At 71.6% G+C, this 21,173-nt stretch carries 18 protein-coding genes and 1 riboswitch; of the genes, 7 read left to right on the top strand and 11 right to left on the bottom strand.

Annotated elements, in window-relative coordinates; translation table 11 throughout:
- The first annotated feature begins 18 nt into the window (after positions 1 to 18).
- Positions 19 to 1,419: an FAD-linked oxidase C-terminal domain-containing protein gene (locus AB0B98_RS32075; RefSeq protein WP_357367501.1), complete on the top strand. Its 1,401-nt coding sequence runs from the start codon at positions 19 to 21 to the stop codon at positions 1,417 to 1,419.
- 10 nt (positions 1,420 to 1,429) lie between these two features.
- On the opposite strand, the gene AB0B98_RS32070 is transcribed toward AB0B98_RS32075, so the two are convergent.
- The gene (locus AB0B98_RS32070; RefSeq protein WP_238667010.1) at positions 1,430 to 1,966 is read right to left on the bottom strand and encodes a hypothetical protein; all 537 of its coding nucleotides are present in this window, start codon (positions 1,964 to 1,966) and stop codon (positions 1,430 to 1,432) included.
- 88 nt (positions 1,967 to 2,054) lie between these two features.
- Positions 2,055 to 3,869 (bottom strand): glycerol-3-phosphate dehydrogenase/oxidase, encoded by a 1,815-nt coding sequence (locus AB0B98_RS32065; protein WP_357367510.1) that lies wholly within the window; start codon positions 3,867 to 3,869, stop codon positions 2,055 to 2,057.
- Positions 3,870 to 4,131: 262 nt separating this feature from the next.
- Between AB0B98_RS32065 and AB0B98_RS32060 the strand changes: the two genes are divergently transcribed.
- From AB0B98_RS32060 to AB0B98_RS32050, 3 genes are all read left to right on the top strand, one after another.
- On the top strand, positions 4,132 to 6,810 hold the full coding sequence (locus AB0B98_RS32060; RefSeq protein ID WP_357367500.1) for a S8 family serine peptidase: 2,679 nt from the start codon (positions 4,132 to 4,134) through the stop codon (positions 6,808 to 6,810).
- Between the two features lie 68 nt (positions 6,811 to 6,878).
- Positions 6,879 to 7,814, top strand: coding sequence for a GNAT family N-acetyltransferase (locus AB0B98_RS32055; protein WP_357367498.1), 936 nt, complete (start codon positions 6,879 to 6,881; stop codon positions 7,812 to 7,814).
- Between the two features lie 78 nt (positions 7,815 to 7,892).
- Entirely contained in the window at positions 7,893 to 8,141 is a 249-nt protein-coding gene (locus tag AB0B98_RS32050; protein ID WP_238667013.1) for a hypothetical protein, read from the top strand.
- Positions 8,142 to 8,197: 56 nt separating this feature from the next.
- On the opposite strand, the gene groL is transcribed toward AB0B98_RS32050, so the two are convergent.
- The 3 genes from groL to AB0B98_RS32035 all read right to left on the bottom strand — a co-directional run bounded on the left by groL (position 8,198) and on the right by AB0B98_RS32035 (position 11,545).
- On the bottom strand, positions 8,198 to 9,820 hold the full coding sequence (gene groL / locus AB0B98_RS32045) for a chaperonin GroEL (protein WP_030490078.1): 1,623 nt from the start codon (positions 9,818 to 9,820) through the stop codon (positions 8,198 to 8,200).
- A gap of 272 nt (positions 9,821 to 10,092) precedes the next feature.
- Positions 10,093 to 11,247 carry a hypothetical protein gene (locus AB0B98_RS32040; RefSeq protein ID WP_357367496.1) on the bottom strand — a complete coding sequence of 385 codons (1,155 nt, stop codon included), beginning with the start codon at positions 11,245 to 11,247 and terminating at the stop codon, positions 10,093 to 10,095.
- 94 nt (positions 11,248 to 11,341) lie between these two features.
- Positions 11,342 to 11,545 (bottom strand): cold-shock protein, encoded by a 204-nt coding sequence (locus tag AB0B98_RS32035; RefSeq protein ID WP_091402914.1) that lies wholly within the window; start codon positions 11,543 to 11,545, stop codon positions 11,342 to 11,344.
- Positions 11,546 to 11,869: 324 nt separating this feature from the next.
- Here AB0B98_RS32035 and AB0B98_RS32030 point away from each other — a divergent pair, with 324 nt between their 5' ends.
- On the top strand, positions 11,870 to 12,400 hold the full coding sequence (locus AB0B98_RS32030; protein WP_357367494.1) for a GNAT family N-acetyltransferase: 531 nt from the start codon (positions 11,870 to 11,872) through the stop codon (positions 12,398 to 12,400).
- Positions 12,401 to 12,598: 198 nt separating this feature from the next.
- Here the strand turns inward: AB0B98_RS32030 and paaN are convergent, their stop codons facing one another.
- The 4 genes from paaN to AB0B98_RS32010 form a co-directional block, all read right to left on the bottom strand.
- Positions 12,599 to 14,272: a phenylacetic acid degradation protein PaaN gene (paaN, locus tag AB0B98_RS32025; RefSeq protein WP_357367493.1), complete on the bottom strand. Its 1,674-nt coding sequence runs from the start codon at positions 14,270 to 14,272 to the stop codon at positions 12,599 to 12,601.
- A 100-nt stretch (positions 14,273 to 14,372) separates the two neighbouring features.
- The gene (locus AB0B98_RS32020) at positions 14,373 to 15,392 is read right to left on the bottom strand and encodes a GNAT family N-acetyltransferase (RefSeq protein ID WP_357367491.1); all 1,020 of its coding nucleotides are present in this window, start codon (positions 15,390 to 15,392) and stop codon (positions 14,373 to 14,375) included.
- Positions 15,393 to 15,646: 254 nt separating this feature from the next.
- Positions 15,647 to 16,933, bottom strand: a complete 1,287-nt coding sequence (gene thrC / locus AB0B98_RS32015) for a threonine synthase (RefSeq protein WP_357367490.1) — start codon at positions 16,931 to 16,933, stop codon at positions 15,647 to 15,649.
- 10 nt (positions 16,934 to 16,943) lie between these two features.
- A riboswitch (SAM riboswitch) is annotated at positions 16,944 to 17,079 on the bottom strand.
- A 67-nt stretch (positions 17,080 to 17,146) separates the two neighbouring features.
- On the bottom strand, positions 17,147 to 18,109 hold the full coding sequence (locus AB0B98_RS32010) for a DMT family transporter (protein ID WP_357367488.1): 963 nt from the start codon (positions 18,107 to 18,109) through the stop codon (positions 17,147 to 17,149).
- Positions 18,110 to 18,200: 91 nt separating this feature from the next.
- Here AB0B98_RS32010 and AB0B98_RS32005 point away from each other — a divergent pair, with 91 nt between their 5' ends.
- On the top strand, positions 18,201 to 18,506 hold the full coding sequence (locus AB0B98_RS32005; protein WP_357367487.1) for a metalloregulator ArsR/SmtB family transcription factor: 306 nt from the start codon (positions 18,201 to 18,203) through the stop codon (positions 18,504 to 18,506).
- Between the two features lie 272 nt (positions 18,507 to 18,778).
- Here AB0B98_RS32005 and AB0B98_RS32000 read toward each other — a convergent pair whose 3' ends face one another.
- Complete coding sequence (locus AB0B98_RS32000; protein WP_357367485.1) at positions 18,779 to 19,234, bottom strand: DoxX family protein; 456 nt, start codon at positions 19,232 to 19,234, stop codon at positions 18,779 to 18,781.
- A 268-nt stretch (positions 19,235 to 19,502) separates the two neighbouring features.
- Here AB0B98_RS32000 and AB0B98_RS31995 point away from each other — a divergent pair, with 268 nt between their 5' ends.
- Positions 19,503 to 20,189, top strand: a complete 687-nt coding sequence (locus AB0B98_RS31995; RefSeq protein ID WP_357367483.1) for a DUF4232 domain-containing protein — start codon at positions 19,503 to 19,505, stop codon at positions 20,187 to 20,189.
- A gap of 9 nt (positions 20,190 to 20,198) precedes the next feature.
- Here AB0B98_RS31995 and AB0B98_RS31990 read toward each other — a convergent pair whose 3' ends face one another.
- Complete coding sequence (locus AB0B98_RS31990) at positions 20,199 to 21,065, bottom strand: ABC transporter permease subunit (protein WP_357367481.1); 867 nt, start codon at positions 21,063 to 21,065, stop codon at positions 20,199 to 20,201.
- Between the last annotated feature and the right edge of the window lie 108 nt (positions 21,066 to 21,173).

The raw sequence follows: 21,173 nt of genomic DNA, 5'->3' as shown, positions 1-21,173 counted from the left end.
CGACCTAGCCTCGGCTGCATGGCCCCCACCGCGCTCCTCGACGACCTGCGCGCCGCGCTCGGTGACGACGCCGTGCTCACCGACCCGGACCTGCTGCGCATGCACCAGCGCGACGAGGCCGACCTGTGCGACGCGGGCGTCCCGCTCGTGGTGACCCGCCCACGCGACACCGAGCAGGTGGTCGCCGTGATCCAGGCGGCGGCGCGGCACGGCGTACCCGTGGTGCCGCAGGGCGCGCGGACCGGGCTGGCCGGCGCGGCGAACGCGGTGGACGGCGCGGTGGTGCTCAGCACCGTCGCGATGAACGAGATCCGGGAGATCGATCCGGTGAGCCGGATCGCCGTGGTCCAGCCGGGGGTGGTCAACGCGGCGCTGGCCGGGGCGGTGGCCAAACAGGGCCTCTGGTACCCGCCGGACCCCGGCTCCTGGGAGTCGTCCACCATCGGCGGCAATGTGGCCACCAACGCCGGCGGCATGTGCTGTGTGAAGTACGGAGTGACCACCGAGTACGTGCTCGGCCTGGAGGTGGTGCTCGCCTCCGGCGAGGTGTTGCGCACCGGCCGGCGTACGGCGAAGGGGGTGGCCGGCTACGACTTGACCCGACTGTTCGTCGGTTCGGAGGGCACCCTCGGCGTGATCACCGAGGTGACCGTCGCGCTGCGGCCCGCCCCGGCCGACTCGCTGACCCTGGTGGCGGTCTTCGGATCCACCGCCACGGCCGGCGCGGCGGTGGCCGAGATCGCGGCTCGCGGGCTCACCCCCAGCCTGCTGGAGTTGCTGGACCAGACCCACCTGCGGGCGATCGAGGCGTACCAGCCGATGGGGTTGCGGACCGACGCGCAGGCCCTGTTGCTGGCCGCCGCCGACACCGGCTCCCGGGCGGCGGACGACCTGGCAGCGCTGGCCGAGGTGTGCGAGGCCGTCGGCGCCGACGAGGTCTACGCGGCCACCGACGCGGTGGAGGCGGCGGCGCTGCTCCAGGCTCGCCGGCTGGCCCACCCGGCGATGGAGAAGTTCGCGGCGGACGCCTACCCGGGCGGCAACGGCGGTCTGGTGATCGACGATGTGGCGGTGCCGCGCGGCGCGCTCGCCGCGCTCCTGGACGGGGTCGCCCGGATCGCGGCCGAGTGTGAGGTGCCGATCGGCGTGGTGGGGCACGCCGGGGACGGCAACATGCACCCGAACATCGTGGTCGACCGGGCCGACCCGGCGAGCGTGCAGCGGGGTCGACGGGCCTTCGACGAGATCATGCGGCTCGGCCTGGACCTGGGCGGCACGTGCACCGGCGAGCACGGGGTGGGGCTGCTCAAGCGGGACTGGCTGGCCCGGGAGATCGGGCCGGTCGGTGTCCGGGTGCATCAGGCGATCAAGTCGGCGCTCGACCCGGCCGGCCTGCTCAACCCGGGCAAGGTGCTCTGACCGGCTGTGGTCAGCCCTTGACCTCGGCCGGGGTCGCCTGGGTGAGCAGCAGCAGGATCTCCCCGGCGACCGGCGTGAGCTCCTCACCCGGGCAGTCCTGCGAGGTGATCAGCCCGGTGGAGGTGATGAGGCTGGACGTCAACGCGTCGATACAGGTCGTCCGGTACCGCCGGGCCTGATCGGTCTCGTCGGCCAGCCTTGGGTTGGCGAGCAGCACCTGGAGCCGTTCGGTCAACTCCGGTGCGAGGGTGCCCCGGGAGGTCACGCCGTCGCCGGCGCAGTCGACGCACTGCCACGCGCCGTTGCGCTCCACGCTCAGGGTGCGCATCGGCCCGTCTTCGCCGAGCCGCTGGAGCAGGCTGACCTGACCGGCGGCGACAGTGGTGGGGATCTCCAACTGCGATCCGCCACCGGCCGTGCCGGCTGTCGGTTGCGCCACCGGGGTGCTCGGCTTGTCGTCCTCGAAGAGGGAGCACCCGGTCAGGGCGCCGACGAGCGCGACGGCGAGCAGGGGTACGAGCAGGCGAGGGCGCGCGCGGGGTAGCACGCGCGGAAACCTACCCCACCGTAGGTAGCGTCCGAAACCACCATCCGGGTCGGTATCGATGGTTACCCATCGGTAACGTCGCAATTCGTCATCGAGCGGACGGGCGCAGCTCCGCCTGATCGTCGTCGCCCCGGTCGGCCGCGTAACCCCGGACGTCCGGAGCGCCGAGGCGGGCAGCGTCCGCCGCCGCGTCGTCCGGCATCAACTGGGACTGCCGCTCCGCCTCCACCCGGGCCCGGTAGTGCTCGACCTCCCGTGCCCGGGTGGCCGCGTCCCAACCGAGCACCGCGCCCATCAACTCGGCGGTGTGCTCCGCCGACTCCAGCCCCCGGTGGCTGGTCTCGAACGAGATCCGGGTCCGCCGGGTCAACACGTCCTCCAGGTGCAGCGCGCCCTCGGCCCGCGCCGCGTACGCGACCTCCGCCGCCAGATACTCCGGAGCACCAGCCAGCGGGGACGCCAGCAGAGGATCGGCGTCGACCAGCGCCAGCAGGTCCAGGGTGAGGGTGCCGTACCGCTCCAGCAGGTGCTCCACCACGCCCACCGGCACGCCGTGCCGGCGCGCCAGGTCGGCCCGGTCCCGCCACATGGCCGGGTACCCGTCGGCGCCGAGCAGCGGCAGGTCGGCGGTGCGCGACGAGCGAGCGCCACCGAGTCGGCGAGCGGCCCGGTCGACCACGTCGGACGCCATCACCCGGTACGTCGTGTACTTGCCGCCGGCTACCAGCAGCAGCCCGAGCATCGGCTCGAAGACCGCGTGCTCACGGGAGAGCTTCGAGGTCGAGTCGGCCTCGCCGGCCAGCAGCGGTCGCAGCCCCGCGTACACCCCCTCGATGTCGGCGGTGGTGAGCGGCCGTTCCAGCACTGTGTTCACCTGCTGAAGGAGGTAGTCGATGTCGCGGGCCGAGGCGGCCGGGTGGGAACGGTCCAGTCGCCAGTCGGTGTCAGTGGTGCCGATGATCCAGTGCCCGCCCCACGGGATGACGAAGAGCACCGAACTCGCCGTACGCAGGATGAGCCCCGTCTCACCGGTGATCGCCGAGCGGGGCACCACCAGGTGCACCCCCTTGGAGGCGCGCACCCGGACGCCGGGCCGCAGGCCAACGTCGTTGAGCATCCGGGACATGTCGTCGCTCCACACGCCGGTGGCGGCGATGACGGTGCGGGCCTGCACCTCGAACTCCGCGTCCGGCGACCCCGGCGGCGCCTCCAGGTCCCGGACGCGGACGCCGGTCACCTCGCGCGCCTGCCGGATCAACCCGACGGCGCGGGCACTGCTCACCACAGTGGCACCGAGGCTGGCAGCGGTGCGGGCCAGGGTGACCACCAGCCGGGCGTCGTCGACCTGCCCGTCGTAGTAGCGGATCGCACCGGCCAGCGCGTCGGCCCGCAGACTCGGGAAGATCCGCCGGGCACCCTCCCGGGTCAGGTGACGGTGCAGGGGCATGCCCCGCCCTCCGCCGAAGACCCCGGCGAAGGCGTCGTACGCGGCCACTCCGGCGCCGTAGTACGAGCGGCGGAAGACCCGGGCCGGCAGGTCCCGCAGGCCCCGTCCGGCCGGCAGCGGCACCATGATCGGCACCGGGCGGACCAGATGCGGCGCGAGCCGGGTGGCCAGCAGGCCTCGCTCGGTGAGCGCCTCGTGGACCAGGTGGAACTCCAACTGCTCCAGGTAGCGCAGGCCACCGTGGATGAGTTTGCTGGACCGGCTGGACGTCCCGGCGGCAAGATCACGCGCCTCGACCAGCGCCACCTTCAGGCCACGGGACGCCGCGTCCAGGGCGGCACCGGCTCCAGTCACCCCGCCCCCGATGACCAGCACGTCGAAGCGCTCGGCACGCAGTCGACGCAGGTCGGACGCACGGCGGACCGGTGAGAGCTGACCGGCGACGGATCGGGAGATATTGGGGTCACGCACCTGTCCACCGTAACCGTCGGGCCACCGTGTCGACATTTGCCGCCCGCGCCGGGCGACCTTCACGTCTCGCCGACGGTGACGTCCCGCTGCCGTCGACGCGAGCCGCTTGATCTGATCAACGGCCAGCAGAAATCGGAGATCTTGGACAGTTTCCGTTAGTGGTTAACGGAAACTGTCCAAGATCTCCTCAACTCTTCGATGAGGCAGTCGGTTCGAAACCGTTCACCGTGGTCGTAAGGTTCTCGGAATGCAAGGTCAGCCTGGGCACCCCGGAGTCAGCGCTCGCACTTCCCCGTGGCCGGTGGTCGCGGCAGTGGTGGTCGGCTGCTGGACGGTCGCGGTCACAGTGGGCACCCAGACCGGTGGCTGGCTCACCGACCAGGTGCTGCTGGGCTTCGGGCGGGACCGGCTCGGCTGGCTCTGGCCGGTGCTCGGCCTGGCCACCGTCGTGCTGGCCGGTACGCCCGCCCTGCTGCTGGCCCTCCTGCCCCGATCCGGCGCGGTCCGGGCCACTGGGCGGGCCTGGCTGATCGGGGCACTCGCGCTCGGCGTGCTCACACTGCTGCGGGTCGTGCCGCAGGTGCACCACGAGGCGTACCTCGCCGCGCTGGCCTGCGCGGCGCTGCTCAGCGCGCTCACCGTGCGCTGGTCGATGCGACGAGCGTCTCGTTCGCATGTCGGCACCGCGCCCGACGCCTCCGCGTCGACGGCCGTCGACGGCACCGCTGGCACGGCCCTGAACGCCGACGCCGCCGGCAACCCCGGGCCGCACGCCGACACCGCCCACGCCGGAACCGCCGGCAACCCCGGGCCCAACGCCGACACCGCCCACGCCGGAACCGCCGGCAACCCCGGGCCCAACGCCGACGCCGACGCGACGGTCGGCGGGGGTCCGCAGCCGGTCGGGCCGCGGCGGGGGTCGCTCGGCCCGGTGCCGCTGCTCGCGGTCGCGGCCGGGTTGGCGCTGCTGCTGCCGTGGGCCTGGCTGGGCGCGCTCGGCGGTCTCCTGGAGACCGCGCTCGCGCTGCTGGCGGCCGCCGCGCTCGGGGTGCTCGCCGCGACTGTGCTGGGTGCCCCCTTCTGGGCCGCGTTCGCGGTTGGGCGACCGCCCCGGCCGGCTCGGCTGGTGCTGGTCGGCGGCCTGGTCGCCGGGGTGGCGCTGCTGCTGCTCGCGGCCGGGACCGGCCAGTCCGGCGCGCAGTTGCCCGCGCTGCTGACAGTGCCGCCGGTGGGTTTCGCGGTGGCCGCGCTCTGGGCCGCGACCTGGCGGCCCACCGCCGACCCGGCGACCGCCGACCCGGCCGTCGCCGACCCGGCCACCGCCACCCGTTCCGGCCGAACGGCGACCGGCTGGCTCGTGGGCCTGGCCGCGCTCGGCCCGCTGGCCTTCACCGACCCGGAGGAGATCAGCCTGCTGCTGGTCGGTACCCGGGACGTCCCGTTCTGGGTGGCGACCGCCGCCGGCGTCGGGCTCGCCGTCGCGGTAGTGGTCGCCATCGGGTACGCGGTGCTGCTCGCCCGGCCGACGGCACGCACCCCGAGCAGGCGGGTCGCCGCGGTGGCGGCCGTGGTGCTGCTGGTGGCGTTCGGGGCTGTCGACCTCGGCCCCGGCCAGCCGGGCCTGTACGGCGAGCGGCTGTTCGTGGTGCTGCGTGCGCAGGCCGACCTGAGCGGTCTGCCGGCCGCCGCGCCGGGTCGGGCCGGGCGGGACGCCCGCGCGGCGGAGGTCTACCGGCGGCTGGTGACGACCGCCGAGCAGAGCCAGGGCGGCCTGCTCCGGGGGTTGAACCGGCTGCGCCTCGACCCGGTGTCGTACTACCTGGTCAACGCGGTCGAGGTGGACGGCGGCCCGGCGGTGCGGGCCTGGCTCGCCCGCCGACCGGAGGTGGCGCGGGTGCTGGTCAGCCAGCGCCTGCGGCCACTGCCGGCCCCGGCCGGGCAGAGCCGGGGCACCCTGCCCAAGCCCACCGGCCCGCAGTGGAACATCCGCCAGATCGGCGCCGACCGGGTGTGGTCCCAACTCCGGGCCACCGGCACGGGCATCGTGGTCGGCAGCTCCGACTCGGGGGTGGACGGCACCCACCCGGCGTTACGGGCCGGGTTCCGTGGTGGAGACGACTCCTGGTACGACCCGTGGAACGACACCCGGAGCCCGACCGACCAGGGCGGGCACGGCACCCACACGGTGGGCAGCGCGGTCGGGCGGGACGGCATCGGGGTGGCGCCGGACGCGCAGTGGGTGGGCTGCGTCAACCTGGACCGCAACCTCGGCAGCCCAGCGCACTACCTGGATTGTCTCCAGTTCATGTTGGCGCCCTTCCCGGCCGGCGGTGACCCGTTCACCGACGGCCGTCCGGAGCGCGCCCCGCAGGTGCTGACCAACTCGTGGGGTTGCCCGCCCATCGAGGGTTGCGACCAGCGCGTTCTGCGGCCGGCCACCGCGGCCCTCGACGCCGCCGGGATCTTCGTTGTCGCTGCGGCCGGCAACACCGGCCCGTGGTGCGCGTCGATCGACGATCCGCCCGCCCCGTACCCGGACGTGCTGACAGTGGGCGCGGTGGACGCCAAGCGGCGGGTCGCCGAGTTCTCCTCGCGCGGGCCGGTGCCGGGTGGCTCGGGTAAACCGGATGTGCTGGCACCGGGGGTGGGGGTGGTGTCGGCCATGCCGGACGGCACGTACGCCGCGCTGGACGGCACGTCGATGGCGACCCCGCAGGTGGCCGGGGTGGTCGCGCTGATGTGGTCGGCGAACCCGGCGCTCATCGGTGACGTGACCCGGACCCGGCAGATCCTCCGGGACACCGCCACTGCGGCGACGCCGACCTATCGCTCGGACAGCCCGTCCGACGCCTGCGGCGCACCGTCGAACGTCACCGGCGCCGGCGAGGTCGACGCCTACGCCGCCGTTCGCGCCGCCCAGCAGTAGGTAGGTCTCCTTACTGAAGTGCCGAGCCGGGGTGCGACACGACATTCGGTGATCTAGGGTCGGCGACCATGGACGCCGAGATCACCGTCACCGACCTGACCGCCGACCTGGTCACCAGCGTCGTACAGCTCTGCCAGCAGTCGCTCGACCTGCCCGAGGACTCCGCCGAAGCGGCTTCCATAGTGGACGTGCTCTGGACCCGGGCCACCACCGACCGGCCGGTGGTCGGGCTCGGCGCGTACCGAGGTGCGGACCTGGTGGGGGTGTTGATCTGTTCGGTGTCATCGATCGAGCCGGGGATCGGGCACGTGGACCTGGTCGCTGTCCTTCCGGATCAGCGGCGTCGGGGCGTCGGCCGGGCCCTGCTCCAGCGGGCCGAGCGGGTGCTCGCCGAGCGTGGGGTGACCGAGGTGCTGCTGGCCGGAAACCCGCCGTACTACGCGTGGCCGGGAATCGACGTCCGCTACACGCCGGCCGTATGCGCCGCCCTCGCGCTCGGCTACCAGCAGGACCGGACCGCGTGGAACATGACAGCGGACCTGTCGTACGACGGGTCGCCGGCACTGCGGTCCACGGAGGCGACGGAGCGGCGGCTGGCCGATCAGGGCGTCACGGTACGCCGGGCGGAGCCGGCGGACCTGCCGGCGCTTGTCGCGTTCGCCAGGTCCACCTTCGGCGGAACGTGGGACGGAGAGCTGGCCGGGTCGGTCGGGCGCGCCGAGGCCGGTTGCCACCTGGCGGAGCGGGACGGCGAGGTACTCGGCTTCGCCGCGTACGGGTCGTCCCGGCCGAGTTGGTTCGGGCCGATGGGCACCGCGCCGGCCGCGGAGGGCTCGGGCATCGGTGGGGTGCTGTTGCGGCGCTGCCTGCGCGACCAGCGGGCGGCGGGGCTGGACCGGGCACAGATCGGCTGGGTAGGGCCTGTGCCGTTCTATTCGGGCAGCGCGGGTGCGTGGATCGAGCGGGTCTTCTTCCTGTACCGGCGAACCCTGTCCGGGGCGTAACCGGGGCAAACAGGACATAGATCCATTCGCCCGCACCGGCCATCGACGCCCCCTACCGTTTCGGTAGAGGAGGCAGCCATGACCGCGGATGACAACCAGACCGAGGACGGCCCGCCGATCACCTGGAAACCGGTGGGTGAACTCCCCGGCCAACTGCCGTTCGACAGGCTCGACTACGGCGACGCCGAGCAACTGGCCGAGATGACCACCGACGGTGAGCCGTCGGCGGCCGAGGAGCCGCAGGAGATGGTGGACGCGCCGATCCAGCTGCTTCCGCCGTACAACCGGGCACAGAAACGGCGCAACCAGCGCCCACTACCGACCTGACGACGAACGGGGCGGACCGCGTCAGCGGCCCGCCCCGTTCGGTGTCGGAACTGGACTCAGAAGTCCATGTCCCCGCCACCCGGGCCAGCCGGGGCAGCCGGGGTCTTCTCCGGCTTGTCCGCGACAACGGCCTCGGTGGTGAGGAAGAGCGCCGCGATGGAAGCGGCGTTCTGCAGCGCCGAACGCGTCACCTTGGCCGGGTCGATGATGCCCGCGGCCAGCAGGTCGACGTACTCGCCGTTGGCGGCGTTCAGACCGTGACCCGCTTCGAGGTTACGGACCTTCTCCACCACGACGCCGCCCTCAAGGCCGGCGTTGACGGCGATCTGCCGCAGCGGGGCGTCGAGCGCGACCTTGACGATGTTCGCACCGGTCGCCTCGTCGCCGACCAGGTCGAGCTTGTCGAAGGCGGTCTTGCCGGCCTGAACCAGCGCGACGCCACCACCCGGGACGATGCCCTCCTCGACGGCGGCCTTCGCGTTGCGAACGGCGTCCTCGATGCGGTGCTTGCGCTCCTTGAGCTCGACCTCGGTGGCCGCGCCGACCTTGATCACCGCAACGCCGCCGGCCAGCTTGGCCAGCCGCTCCTGCAGCTTCTCCCGGTCGTAGTCGGAGTCGCTCTTGTCGATCTCGGCCCGGATCTGGTTGACCCGGCCCTGGATCTGCTCGGCGTCACCGGCACCGTCGACGATGGTGGTCTCGTCCTTGGTCACCACGACCTTGCGGGCGCGGCCCAGCATGTCGAGGCTGGCGGCGTCGAGCTTGAGGCCGACCTCCTCGCTGATGACCTGGCCACCGGCGAGGATGGCGATGTCGGTCAGCATGGCCTTGCGGCGGTCACCGAAGCCCGGCGCCTTGACGGCGACCGACTTGAAGGTGCCACGGACCTTGTTGACCACCAGGGTGGCGAGGGCCTCGCCCTCCAGGTCCTCGGCGATGATCAGCAGCGGCTTGCCCGACTGCATGACCTTCTCCAGGATCGGGAGCAGGTCCTTCACCGACGAGATCTTGCTGTTGGCGATCAGGATGTACGGGTCGTCGAAGACGGCCTCCATACGCTCCGGGTCGGTCATGAAGTAGGCCGAGATGTAGCCCTTGTCGAAGCGCATACCCTCGGTGAGCTCCAGCTCCAGCCCGAAGGTGTTGCTCTCCTCGACGGTGATGACGCCTTCCTTGCCGACCTTGTCCATCGCCTCGGCGATGATCTCGCCGACGGTGCTGTCGCCAGCGGAGATGGAGGCGGTGGAGGCGATCTGCTCCTTGGTCTCGACGTCCTTGGCGAGCTTGGACAGCTCCTCAGAGACGCTCGCGACAGCAGCCTCGATGCCCCGCTTCAGGGCCATCGGGTTGGCGCCAGCGGCCACGTTGCGCAGGCCCTCGCGAACCAGGGCCTGGGCCAGGACGGTCGCCGTCGTCGTGCCGTCACCGGCAACGTCGTCGGTCTTCTTGGCGACCTCCTTGACCAGCTCAGCGCCGATCTTCTCGTACGGGTCCTCGAGCTCGATCTCCTTGGCGATGCTCACACCATCGTTGGTGATGGTGGGGGCACCCCACTTCTTCTCGAGCACGACGTTGCGGCCCTTGGGGCCGAGGGTCACCTTTACGGCGTCGGCGAGCTGGTTCATGCCCCGCTCGAGGCCGCGGCGCGCCTCTTCGTCGAACGCGATCATCTTGGCCATACGGCGTTGTCCTCCTGGACACTCACGGGCCACCCGAGATGTGTGCCCCGGATGGGCCGCCTGGTGTACGCACCTTGGGACGTCGCCACCTGGCGACGACGACGTCCTTCGGCCGGGCCGGATAGCCCGCGACGACCGGCCATGTGCCGCCCCGGCGTCTCCACGCCGGTGCAACCTGGCCCCACCGTCCCGACCATTGGCACTCACGGTATGCGAGTGCCAATGACTTGTTTAGCACTCTCACCTGCCGAGTGCAAGCACGATGCCGCCGCTCAGCCGAGTTCCGCGGCCAGTCCAGCGGTGTTCACCGGCCCCTCATGGGCGCGCTGCTCGGCGTACGTCACCAGCAGACCGATCATCTGCGCGAGGTGGGCCGGCAGGGCCAACACGGCGGTGATCCCGATCACCACCACCGCCACGGCGGCGGTACCTGCCGAGGAGAACGGATCCGTTCCGAGCGTGGAGGTGCCGAACCCTTCCAGGCCACCGGGGATCAGGGTGCCGACGATCACCGCCACGGCCACCAGGGCCACCCGTCCGAGCAGCAGGCCGAGTCGGTCGTGGAACATCCGGAACGATCGACCGATCGGGTTGTGCCGTTCGAAGAGATAGACCGGGCCGGCCATGCTCAGCGCGAAGGCGAGGTAGATGCCCGGCAGCAGGCAGAAACAGACACCGACGCCGATGAGCAGACTGACCAACAGGGTCCAGCCCCACAGCCCGAGCGCCCGACGCAGGCCGTAGCGAAGCGCAGACTCCAGGCTGGCCGGCTGACCGGCCGCCTGCTTGGTGATCACCCAGGTGCCGGCGGCCCACCCGACGGACTGCACCAACCCGACCACCAGGCTGCCGCCGACCAGCAGGACCAGGAGACTCAGCAGTTCGGCGGCGAAATTGTCCGGCAGGGTGGGGGCCGACGTCGATTCGGCCTGGGCGGCCCACTTCGCCGACGGGTCCAGCCCGAGGGAGACCACCGAGAGCACCGCCGCCGGCAGCACCTGGGTGAGCAGCATGATCGGCACCAACTGCCGCCAGCCCCGCCGCAGCGCTCCCCCGCACCGGTTGAACCAGCCCTCGACACCGGCACCGGGCGGCGTGACCAGGGCGTCGTTCGGGTCGAACCCGTAACCCGGCGGGTACCAGCCGACCGGGGGCCCCGGGTACCCCGGCTGCCCGCCGTAGGGACCCGACCCGGGCGGGTAGCCCCCGGTGGGCGGGAACGCCCAGCCCTGCGGCGGCGGGTCCGCACCCCAGGCGCCCTGCGCGGGATCCCAGCCGGGCTGCGGACCGGCGGGGCCGGAGGGCGGGCCGGCCGGGGGCATGCCCGGCCCCCAGCCGGGCGGCGGACCGGCGGGGCCGGAGGGCGAGGACGGGTCCGGCTCCCCCGACCCGGAGGGCGGAGTGGGCGGGGGTGGCTGGTCAGTCATGAACGCTCCTCAGCATCGGCTGGAACGGTTCACGATCTTCCCGGCTGCGTGCCCCTGCCGCAGCCCCGACTCGCGGGCCGATCGGCCAGGAAGCTCAGCCGATGACGCGCACGTGCTCCGCCTGTGGGCCCTTCTGGCCCTGGGTGATCTCGAACTCGACCCGCTGACCGTCGTCCAGCGCCTTGTAGCCGTCCATCTCGATCGCGGAGAAGTGGACGAACACGTCCTGACCGCCGTCGACGGCGATGAAGCCGTAGCCCTTTTCGGCGTTGAACCACTTCACGGAGCCCTGTGCCACGGTGCACTTCCTCACTCTGCGCGGCGTTGCCTGACTCGGCGCACGGCACGGCCGGGCGCCCCGGACCACCGACTCAGCGATCGATGACCGCCATTGAAGCAGGTGACCGAAATCGCACGCTACACGAGGAGTGACGACCGCGCACGGCCACAAATCAGACACACTTCGGGGCGTCCCGACCGCGCTGACCGGCAGGGCTCGCGAGCCACCGGATTCGCCAGCGTCATTGCGAATGGAGGGAGGGTCGCGGGGCAGCCCCCGAGGTGCCGGGGATCGGGCCCAGCTCGCGAAACGCCGTCCCTGCCCTGTGATAGGCATGCGGACATGACCACCGACATGGGCCCGCCGGCCCTGCGGCTCGCGGAGATCCGCCGGGTCCGGCCGGAGGACGCCGCCCGGATGCGGGCGCTGCGCCTGGAGATGCTGGCCGACGCGCCGTTGGCCTTCCTGGAGACCCTGGCGGACGCGGCGGCCCGACCGCACAACGAGTACGCCGCGCGGGTCGCGTACACCTCGGCCGGTTCCCGCAACGCGCAGTTCATCGCCGACCCGGGCGGCCGGCTGGTCGGGCACGCCGGTGGCACGACCCACCCGAACGAACCGGGGCTGACCGTGATCTACGCCGTGTACGTCACACCGGCCTGGCGTGGCAGTGGCCTGCTCGGCGAGCTGGTCGACGGGGTGGCCGCCTGGTCCCGGGCCTGCGGCCGACCGGAGCTGCTGCTGGAGGTGGTGGTCGGCAACGACCGCGCCTACCGCGCCTACCAGCGCCTGGGCTTCAAGGACACCGGCGTACGGGTCCCCCACCCGAACATCCCAGCCCTAACCGAGCTACAGATGCGCCGCCCCGCCTAAAACCAAGAACTCATCCCAAGGCATAACCCCGGTGATGCTTCAAGGCCGGATGCGTCAGCGACAACCGTGCCCACGTCAGGGTTTCCGGGGCAGCCCGACCCGCGCAGGGATCAAGCCTGACCGCCCGGAGCGGGTCGGGCTGCCCCGGAAACCCCCACCGCAAGGGGCAGCGCGCCGCCCCGGAAACCCCAACCGCAACTACACGTGCCGCCGCGACTGAACGATCCGGAACCGGTTGGCCACATAAGCCCCGTCGGTCAGCGCCGAGTTGGCCGCCGCGTTGGCTCCGCTGCCGTGGAAGTCGGAGAACGCCGCCGACTGGTTGACGAAGACACCGCCGGTGAGGTTGCAGGACAGGTGCACCCCGACCTCGACAGCCACCGCCTCGGCCGCGTCCAGCACGGCCTCGTCGGTCGAGTAGACCCCGGCGGTGAGCGCGCCCTTCTCGCCGACGGTCCGGCGCAGCAGCTCCAGGCTGTGCGCTGTGGAGTCGGTCGCGATGGCGAACGAGATCGGCCCGAACCATTCCCGGCCGTACGTCTCCGTGTCGTCCGCGCTCAGCTTCACGATCGTCGGGGTACGCACCACAGCGTCGGCGTACGACGGGTGGGTCACGGTCCGCGACTCCAGCACCGGTTCGCCGACCTTCGTCACCTCGGCCAGCCGCTCCAGCACCCCGTCGTTGACGATGGCGCCGGTCAGCTCCACGCCTCGGGCCGGGTCCGCGGTGAGCTTGCCGACGGCGGCGGCGATGCCGCCGGCCACCTCGTCGAAGCTCTTGTGCCCCTGGTCGGTCTCGATGCCCCCGGCCGGGATGAGGATGTTCTGTGAGGTGGTGCACATCTGCCCGCTGTAGAGGGTCAGCGTGAAACCGAGGTTGCGGCACAGGCCGGCGAAGTCGTCGGTGGAGTCGATGACGACTGTGTTGAGGCCGGCCTTCTCGGTGTAGACCGATGCTTGCCGCGCGTGCGTCTCCAGCCAGTCGCCGTACTCGGTGGAGCCGGTGAAGTCGACGATCTTGACGGAGCGGTGCAGGGCCAGGTCGCTGGCGAGTTTCTCGCCGGGCGCCTCGGCCGCCAGCATGATCAGGTTCGGGTCGAACCCGGCCTCGGCGAGCACCTCCCGGGCGTACTTCACTGTGATGGCCAGCGGCAGCACCGCGCGCGGGTGCGGCTTGACGATCACCGGGTTGCCGGTGACCAGCGAGGCGAACAGCCCGGGGTACGAGTTCCAGGTCGGGAAGGTGTTGCAGCCGATCACCAGCGCCACCCCACGCGGCACCACGTGGAACGTCTTGGTCATCCGCAGCGGGTCACCCTTACCGGCGGCCTTCTCCCAGCCCGCCGTGCCCGGGTGTCGGGTCATCTCGGCGTACGCGTACGCCAGCGCTTCCAGCGCCCGGTCCAGCGCGTGCGCGCCACCGGCCTGGAAGGCCATCACGAACGCCTGCCCGCTGGTGAACTGCACCGCGTTGGCCAGCTCGAAGATGTGCTTGTGCAGCCGGTCGAGGATCTCCAGGCAGACGCCCACCCGGGCATGCGGGCCGGCGTCGCGCCACGCCGGCAGCGCGGCGGAGGCGGCGCTGACCAGCTCACCGGGGCCGGCGTGCGGGTAGCGCACCGCCAGCGCCACCCCGAACGGGCTCGTCTCGGTGGCGACCCGAGCGCCGCTGCCAGGCTGGTCGAGCGGAAAATCACCACCGAGGTACGCCTCGAAGGCGGCCTTTCCGTCGGCGGCGGCGGTCTCGCCGTAGACCCGGGGGCTGGGGGATTCGGGATAGGCGGACCAGTAGCCCCGCTCCGTGATCGCGGTCAGCGCACGGTTGAGGGTGTCGGCGTGCCTGTCGTACAGGGGATGCGGGGTCTCCGTCATGCCCGCCATCATGCCTGAGTCAGGTCCACGAGCAGTAGCGCGAATGCCCGGCAGCGACGCATGCCTGAGTCAGGTCCACGAGGAGTAGCGCCGATACCGGTCAGAGGGTGAGCTGCCAGTCGGTCCAGGAGTCCACCGGGCGGAAGCCGAGCTGTTCGTTGATCGCCACCATGTAGCTGTTGCTGGCCGCGTTGAAGGTGTCGATCACCCGTACCGCCGGCTCGTGGGTGAGCAGGTGGTGCAGGTTCTCCGCCTTGGCGATGAGGCCGAGCCGGTGCCCACGGTGGGCCGGGTCGACGATGGTGATCTGCTGGAACGCGTGCCAGTCGACGGTGGCGCCCAGGTCCAGCAGCGTCCAGGCGACCAGCCGGCCGGACGCCTCGTGCCGCATCCCGAGGTGATAGCGCCGCCGGCCCCGGGCGTCCAGTGCCCGTTCGTTGCCGCGGATGCGCTCGGCGTCCACCTGCTCCGGCTCCCACTGCACGTCGCCCATTGGCGCGTCCATGAGCAACCGGCCGTCCAGGTAGGCGATGTCCGCCACGTACTCCTGCGGGGTGGAGCCCTGCCAGCAGACCGAGTGATAGCCCTCGGCTCGCGGTTGGGCCTCGGCGAGCGCCGCGCGCAGGGCGGCCCGGTCGATCTCGCCGACGTCGAGCCTGCGACGCACCTCGGTGAGTGCGGGCTGGGCGCCTGTCGCGGCGGCGAACGCGTCACCGGCCACACTTCGGGGCGGCCCGTCGGGCAGCGCGGAGACGGCCATCGCCACCACCCGCTTGCGGCCGTGCTCGCGGAGCAGGCGCAGCCCGTACTCGTGCAGGGCCCGGCCGACGCCCCGGCGCCGCAGCTGCGGATGCACCTGCAGCTCGGCGGTGGCGTTGTCGGTGTTGTCGAGCTGCGGCAGGTCCAGTTGGAGGTAGCCGGCCGGGACGCCATCCAGTCGGGCCAGCGCCCAGAGCGACAGGGTGCCGGGCATCGGAGTGTGGAACAGCGCGTCGAAGCGGCGCCGGCAGAAGGGCGGGAAGTCCGGGAGATCGGCGTCGTTGGCCGCCGACCCGATCCGGTACGCCTCGTCGACGGAAGTCCGGTCGGCGCCGTCGAACGACGCGATGGTGATGCTCATGCCGGTGAGCGTGCACGGTACAAAAGCGATCGGGCCAGCGAATTACTCGCTGGCCCGATCGAACGTTGGTCGGGAGGGACACTCGCACAACGCCTCCGGCGTTGGGTCGCAAGAACTTCAAAAGTCTTCGGCGAAATGCCCTCCCGCACGGAGCATCTTGCGCCGTCCGGTTCCTGCCGTCAAGTCCGTAGCGGCGGGTTTTCCACACTCACAGCGAAAACCCAGTTACCGACTGATCCACTTGGCCGCCCGGGTCAGCCGAGGAGACCGGCGTCGCGAGCGGCCCGCAGCGAGGGCTTGATGTGGTGGGTCGGCCCGACCTGGCCGGCCACCGCGTCGATGGTCTTCAGACCCTCGCCGGTGTTGAACACGACGGTCTCGGCCGTCGGGTCGAGCCGACCGGACTCGACCAGCTTGCGCAGCACGGCCACCGTGACCCCACCCGCGGTTTCGGCGAAGACCCCTGTGGTGCGGGCCAGATCGCGGATGCCGGCGCGGATCTCGTCGTCGTCGACGTACTCCATCCAGCCGCCGGTGCGGCGGACCGCTTCCAGGGCGTAGAGGCCGGCCGCCGGGTCGCCGATGTTCAGCGACTTGGCGATGCCGGTGGGCTTGACCGGGACGATCGTGTCGGTCTCGGCGTGCAGGGCGACGGCGATCGGGTTGCAGCCGGCGGACTGCGCGCCGAAGACCTTCCAGCCGTCGGCCGGCGCCTCGACCAGGCCGATCTCCACCAGCTCGGAGAACGCCTTGTCAATCTTGGTGAGCAGCTCGCCGCTGGCCATCGGGATGACCACCTGCGCCGGGATCCGCCAGCCGAGCTGCTCGGCCACCTCGTAGCCGAGGGTCTTGGAGCCCTCCGCGTAGTACGGCCGGACGTTCACGTTGACGAACGCGGTGTCCTCGAATTCGTCGGTCTCCACCAGTTCACCGCAGAGCCTGTTGACGTCGTCGTACGAGCCGTCGATCGCGACCAGTTCACCACCGTAGACGGCGGTGGTGATGACCTTGCCCTGCTCCAGGTCACTGGGGATGAAGACCACCGAGGGCGCCCCGGCGCGGGCCGCGTGGGCGGCCACCGAGTTGGCCAGGTTGCCGGTCGACGCGCAGGCGAACCGGCTGAAGCCGAGCGCCTTGGCGGCGGTGAGCGCCACCGAGACGACCCGGTCCTTGAACGAGTGGGTGGGGTTGGCGCTGTCGTCCTTGACCCAGAGCGGCGCGGTGATGCCCAGCTCGGCGGCGAGGTGCGGGGCCGCCACCAGCGGAGTCAGCCCCGGGTCGAGGGTGACCCGGCTGGCCGGGTCCTGACCGGCGGGGAGCAGGGCGGCGTACCGCCAGATGTTGTTCGGGCCGGCCTCGATCTGCTCGCGGGTGACGGTGGCCAGTGCGGCGGTGTCGTAGTCGACTTCCAGCGGGCCGAAACACTCGTAACAGGCGTGCTGGGCGGCGAGCGGGTAGCGGGCCGAGCAGGCACGGCAGACCAGGGCGCGGGCGGGGCTGGCGGCGGTGTCGATGCCGGAGGTGACGAGCGTCGACGTCATGTCGAGAGTCCTCTCATCTTTCCCCGCATCGCACGGTGCGGCGGGGACGGAATTGGCACCTGCCCCGCGGGTCGCTCAGCGGTGAGCGCGCGGGGTGGTTGCCGGGGCGTCGTCGGGCCGTATCCCTCAGCCCCTCTGGATGAGGTATTCAGTTGTGGGGTCGAGTCTAGGCAAAGCTGGGCGCGGCCTCCAGGGCAGATCCCAGGAAGTGGGTCAGCGGCCGCTCACGGCCACGGGGTCGGTCACCGCGATCGGGTCCGTCACAGCTGTCGGTCGGGGCAGCGGCGTGGTCCGGGGGCGGGCAGCGAGGTTCGCGGCGATCAGGGCGGCGATCGTGATGGCAGCCCCGACCAGTTCGACGGGCTCGGGGCGGTAGCCGCGGGCGATCTGCACGGCGAAGGTGGTCACCGGGACCAGGTTCATGAACAGCGCGGCGTTGGCTGCGCCGAGTCGCTGTACGCCGGTGTTCCAGGCCAGGACCGCGATCACCGCGCCCACCAGCACGGCGTACGCCAACTGCGGGGCGACCGCCGCGAGGTCGGCGGCGGCCGGCGCGTGCTGCCAGCCGACGGCGTCGGCGCCGATGCTCAGGACGAGCATGGCGGCGGTGCCAGCGAGCGCGGTGAGGGTGGTGAAGCGCAGCGGGGACCATTCGCCGAACCGGCTGGCACCGTGGGTGTAGATGCCCCAGCCCAGCACGGCGCCGATCATCATCAGCCCGCCGAGACCGAACTGGCCGAGCCCGGCCAGGCTGCCGCGGGTGATCACCAGGCCGACTCCGAGGAGCGCCACCAGGGAGAGGGCCAGCAGCAGCGGCTTCGGGCGTACGCCGTCGCGAGCCCAGCGCACGAGTTGGGTGATCACCGGCGTGGTGGCTACGAAGAGCGAGATCTGCTGCGGGGCTGCGTGTTCGAGCGCCAGGTTGGTGAGCAGGTTGAAGCCCGCGAAGCCGACCACTCCGAGCACCACCACCTCCAGCGCCCGGCCTCCGTGCCGAAACGCGCCGGCACCCTCGCGGAGCAGCAGGATGGCGACCAGGACGACGGCGGCCAGCAGGTAGCGCGCTGTGGTCAGGTTGAGCGGGTCGACCCGGTTGAGCGCGCTGGCCAGGATCGGGAACATCACGCCCCAACCGAGCACGGCGACCAGTGGGTACGCGGTGGCGCGGGATCGCATCAGCAACTCCAATGTTCGAGTATCGTCGAACCAACGACACCGACATTAGGGTGTTGTTCGATTATTGTCGAACAAGGGTTACACTGGTCACATGGAGCCGCACGAACCCGACCTGGCCGCCGTTCCGGTCACCAACGTGCTTGCCGCACTCGCCGACGACGTGCGGCTGCAGATCGTCCGGGCGCTCGCCGAGGGCGGCGAGGCCGCCTGCGGCAGCTTCGACTTCGGTGTCTCCAAGGCGACCCGCAGCCACCACCTCAAGGTGCTGCGCGAGGCGGGCCTGACCCGGACCCGGGCCGCCGGCACCAGTCGACTGGTCCGGCTCCGCAGGGACGAGCTGGACAAGCTCTACCCCGGCCTGCTGGACGCGGTCCTCACCCACCGCCCGCCGGCCTGACCCTTTCGCTTCGGCCCTTACGCCGCGTCGCCGCCGGTCACGGCCGCGGGGCGGGTAGGACCTGCCACTCACGCACGCTGTGGAGCTGAATCGTTTACGACATCAGCGCAGCGCCGGGAGCCGGCGCGCGGGCGCAGAGCCGGGAGCCGGCGCGCGGGCGCAGAGCCGGGAGCCGGCGCGCGGCCCTCGCGGAGCACTGCGGGGGGCGATCTCTGGCCGGCGCGTCGCCGGGGCCGCCTCGTCGAGGCCCCGGCGACGCGGTACGGGTGCGGTCAGACGACGATCGAGCTGCTTTCGGCCATCGACGCCACCGGCGCGGACTGAATGTCGCGGCGACGCGCGAGCAGCGTGTCGAGCGCCCAGGCACCCGGACCGAGAGCCGCCACCAGCAGGAACGCCCAGCAGAAGAGCGCTGCCCGCTCGCCTCCGTTGTGCAGCGGCAGCAGAGCGTCGGGCTGGTGCACAACGAAGTAGGCGTACGCCATCGAGCCGGAGGCCAGCAGCGCGGCGGGTCGGGTGAAGAGCCCGACCAGCACCAGTACGCCGCAGACCAGTTGAATCAAGGCAGCCCACCAGCCCGGCCAGGTGCCGAGCGGTACCGCCTTACCAGTCATCGGGTTGCCGCCGAACAACCCGAACACCGAGGACAGTCCGTGCAACGTGAACAGCAGGCCGATCACGATGCGGAACAGGGACAGGGTCGGCCCGCCGAGCCGAGAGACGTTCATGGCACCTCCATCGAGGAGAGTGAATGGGTCCCATCGATCCTGGGGCACGCGGGCATCGAAAATCATAAGTTCCTTGCTGGTGGGAAAATCCCTCCTGAAAACGGTGTGAACCAGGGCTCCCGCACCCCTCCCCCGTGATGTCGCAAACGATTCAGCTCCAAAGGGATACGGGGAGATGTCCCGCACCAGTTCGTGTGGCGGCGCAGAGAGAGCCGGCGAGGCCGGGGCCGGGCGGTGGTGTGTTGCGCAGGTGGGCGAGGATCAACAGATGATCTCCCGCGACTCGGCAGCACAGCGCCGCCTCACAGCGACTGTCGCGATGGCTCTCGTGCTTGGCGGCTGCACCCGTGACCATCGCGGCCAGTCCGGAGACCCGAGCCAGCCGCCCCCCGCGTCGAGGGCGGAAGCGGGCCCGACCGCCAGCACCGAGCCGACGGCCGAGTGCCCGGCCTCCGGCGTCCGGATCCGGGCGACCGGCGGGGACGCCGCCTCGGGCCTGCGCGCCCTCGGCATCGAGCTGGTCAACTGCGGCGAGCACCCCTACCAGCTCAACGGCTATCCGGTCCTGCACGTGTTCGACGAGGAACGCGAGCCGATCATGCTGCGGCTGGTCAACGGCGCCAAGGAGATCACCTCGGGCTTCGACCAGCCACCCCGGCAGGTCACCCTCGCCGCCGGGGAGCGGGCCACCGCCGTGGTGCTCTGGCGCAACCTGGTCACCGACTCGACGGTGGTCGCCACCAACGGCGAGTTCCTGACTGTGGCACCCGCCGCCGGGCAGCCGGCCGAGGAGGTCGACCCGGACGGGCCGATCGACCTCGGCAACACCGGTCGGATCGGCGTCAGCGCCTGGAAGAAGGCCGACCCGTCCACGCCGGTGCCGACCCGGCCGGCCGCGCCGCCGGCGCCGAGCGCGGCACCGTCGTCGGTGAGCCCGCCCGACAGCCGGCTGTGAGCCGAGCCGCTACGACGTGATGTCCTTGCGGGTGAAGCGCCAGAACGCCAACCCCCAGAACAGCGTCGCGTAACTGATCGCCGAGATGCAGCCGCGCACCACATCGTCGGTCTGCACCGGCGTCGACAGCAGTCCCAGCCAGGCGGTGCTGAAGTGGGTGGGCAGGAAGTCGCGCAGCGCGCCCAGGGCGGTGATCTGGTCCAGGATGCTGGACAGGATCCAGAGCAGAACCGCACCACCCACCGCGCCCAGCGCGGCGTCCGTGATCACCGACAGCAGGAACGCCAGGCCGGCCACCACCAGCAGTACGACAGCCAGGTAGCCCAGCACGGCCAGCAACCGCAGCAACCCCTCGGTGGGTTCCAGCTCGGCGGCGACGGTGCTGCGCAGCGGCGACCAGCCGTAGCGCAGGGTGCCGGCCAGCAACGCGGTGCCGGCCAACAGCAGCAGGGCCAGTCCCGAGTACGCGAGCGCCACCACCAGCTTCACAGTCAACAACCGCGCCCGAGGCACCGGGATCGCCAGCAGATACCGCAGGCTGCCCCAACTCGCCTCGCTGGCCACCGTGTCGCCGCAGAACAGCGCGACGACCACCACCAGCAGGAACGACGCCGACACGAAGATCGAGAACAGGGTGAAGTTGAGGCCGCCCGAGGTGGCCAGCTCGACCAGGCTGGCGAACTCGTTGCGACCGTTGTCGTCGTCACCGCCCGAGTCGAACTGGAACGCGATCAGGATGATCAGTGGCAGCAACACCATGAACCCGAGCGCCAACTGGGTCCGTCGCCGGGACGCCTGCCGACGGAACTCCGCCGCGAACGGCATGGTGGCCGACGGCCGGTAGCCACGGGCCTCACCCGCGTCAGTAACAGCCATCACCGGTCACCGCTTCCCCGAGAGTTCTCGCCCACCAGGGCGAGGAACGCGTCCTCCAGGCGCCGCCGAGGCACCACCCGGTCCACTCCGATGCCGGCGCGCACCAGC

Origin of the sequence: Micromonospora sp. NPDC048947, assembly GCF_040649495.1 — a bacterium.
GTDB lineage: Bacteria > Actinomycetota > Actinomycetes > Mycobacteriales > Micromonosporaceae > Micromonospora > Micromonospora alfalfae.
The sequence above is the reverse complement of the archived record's forward strand: the minus strand, read 5'-3'. Positions and strand labels throughout refer to the sequence as shown.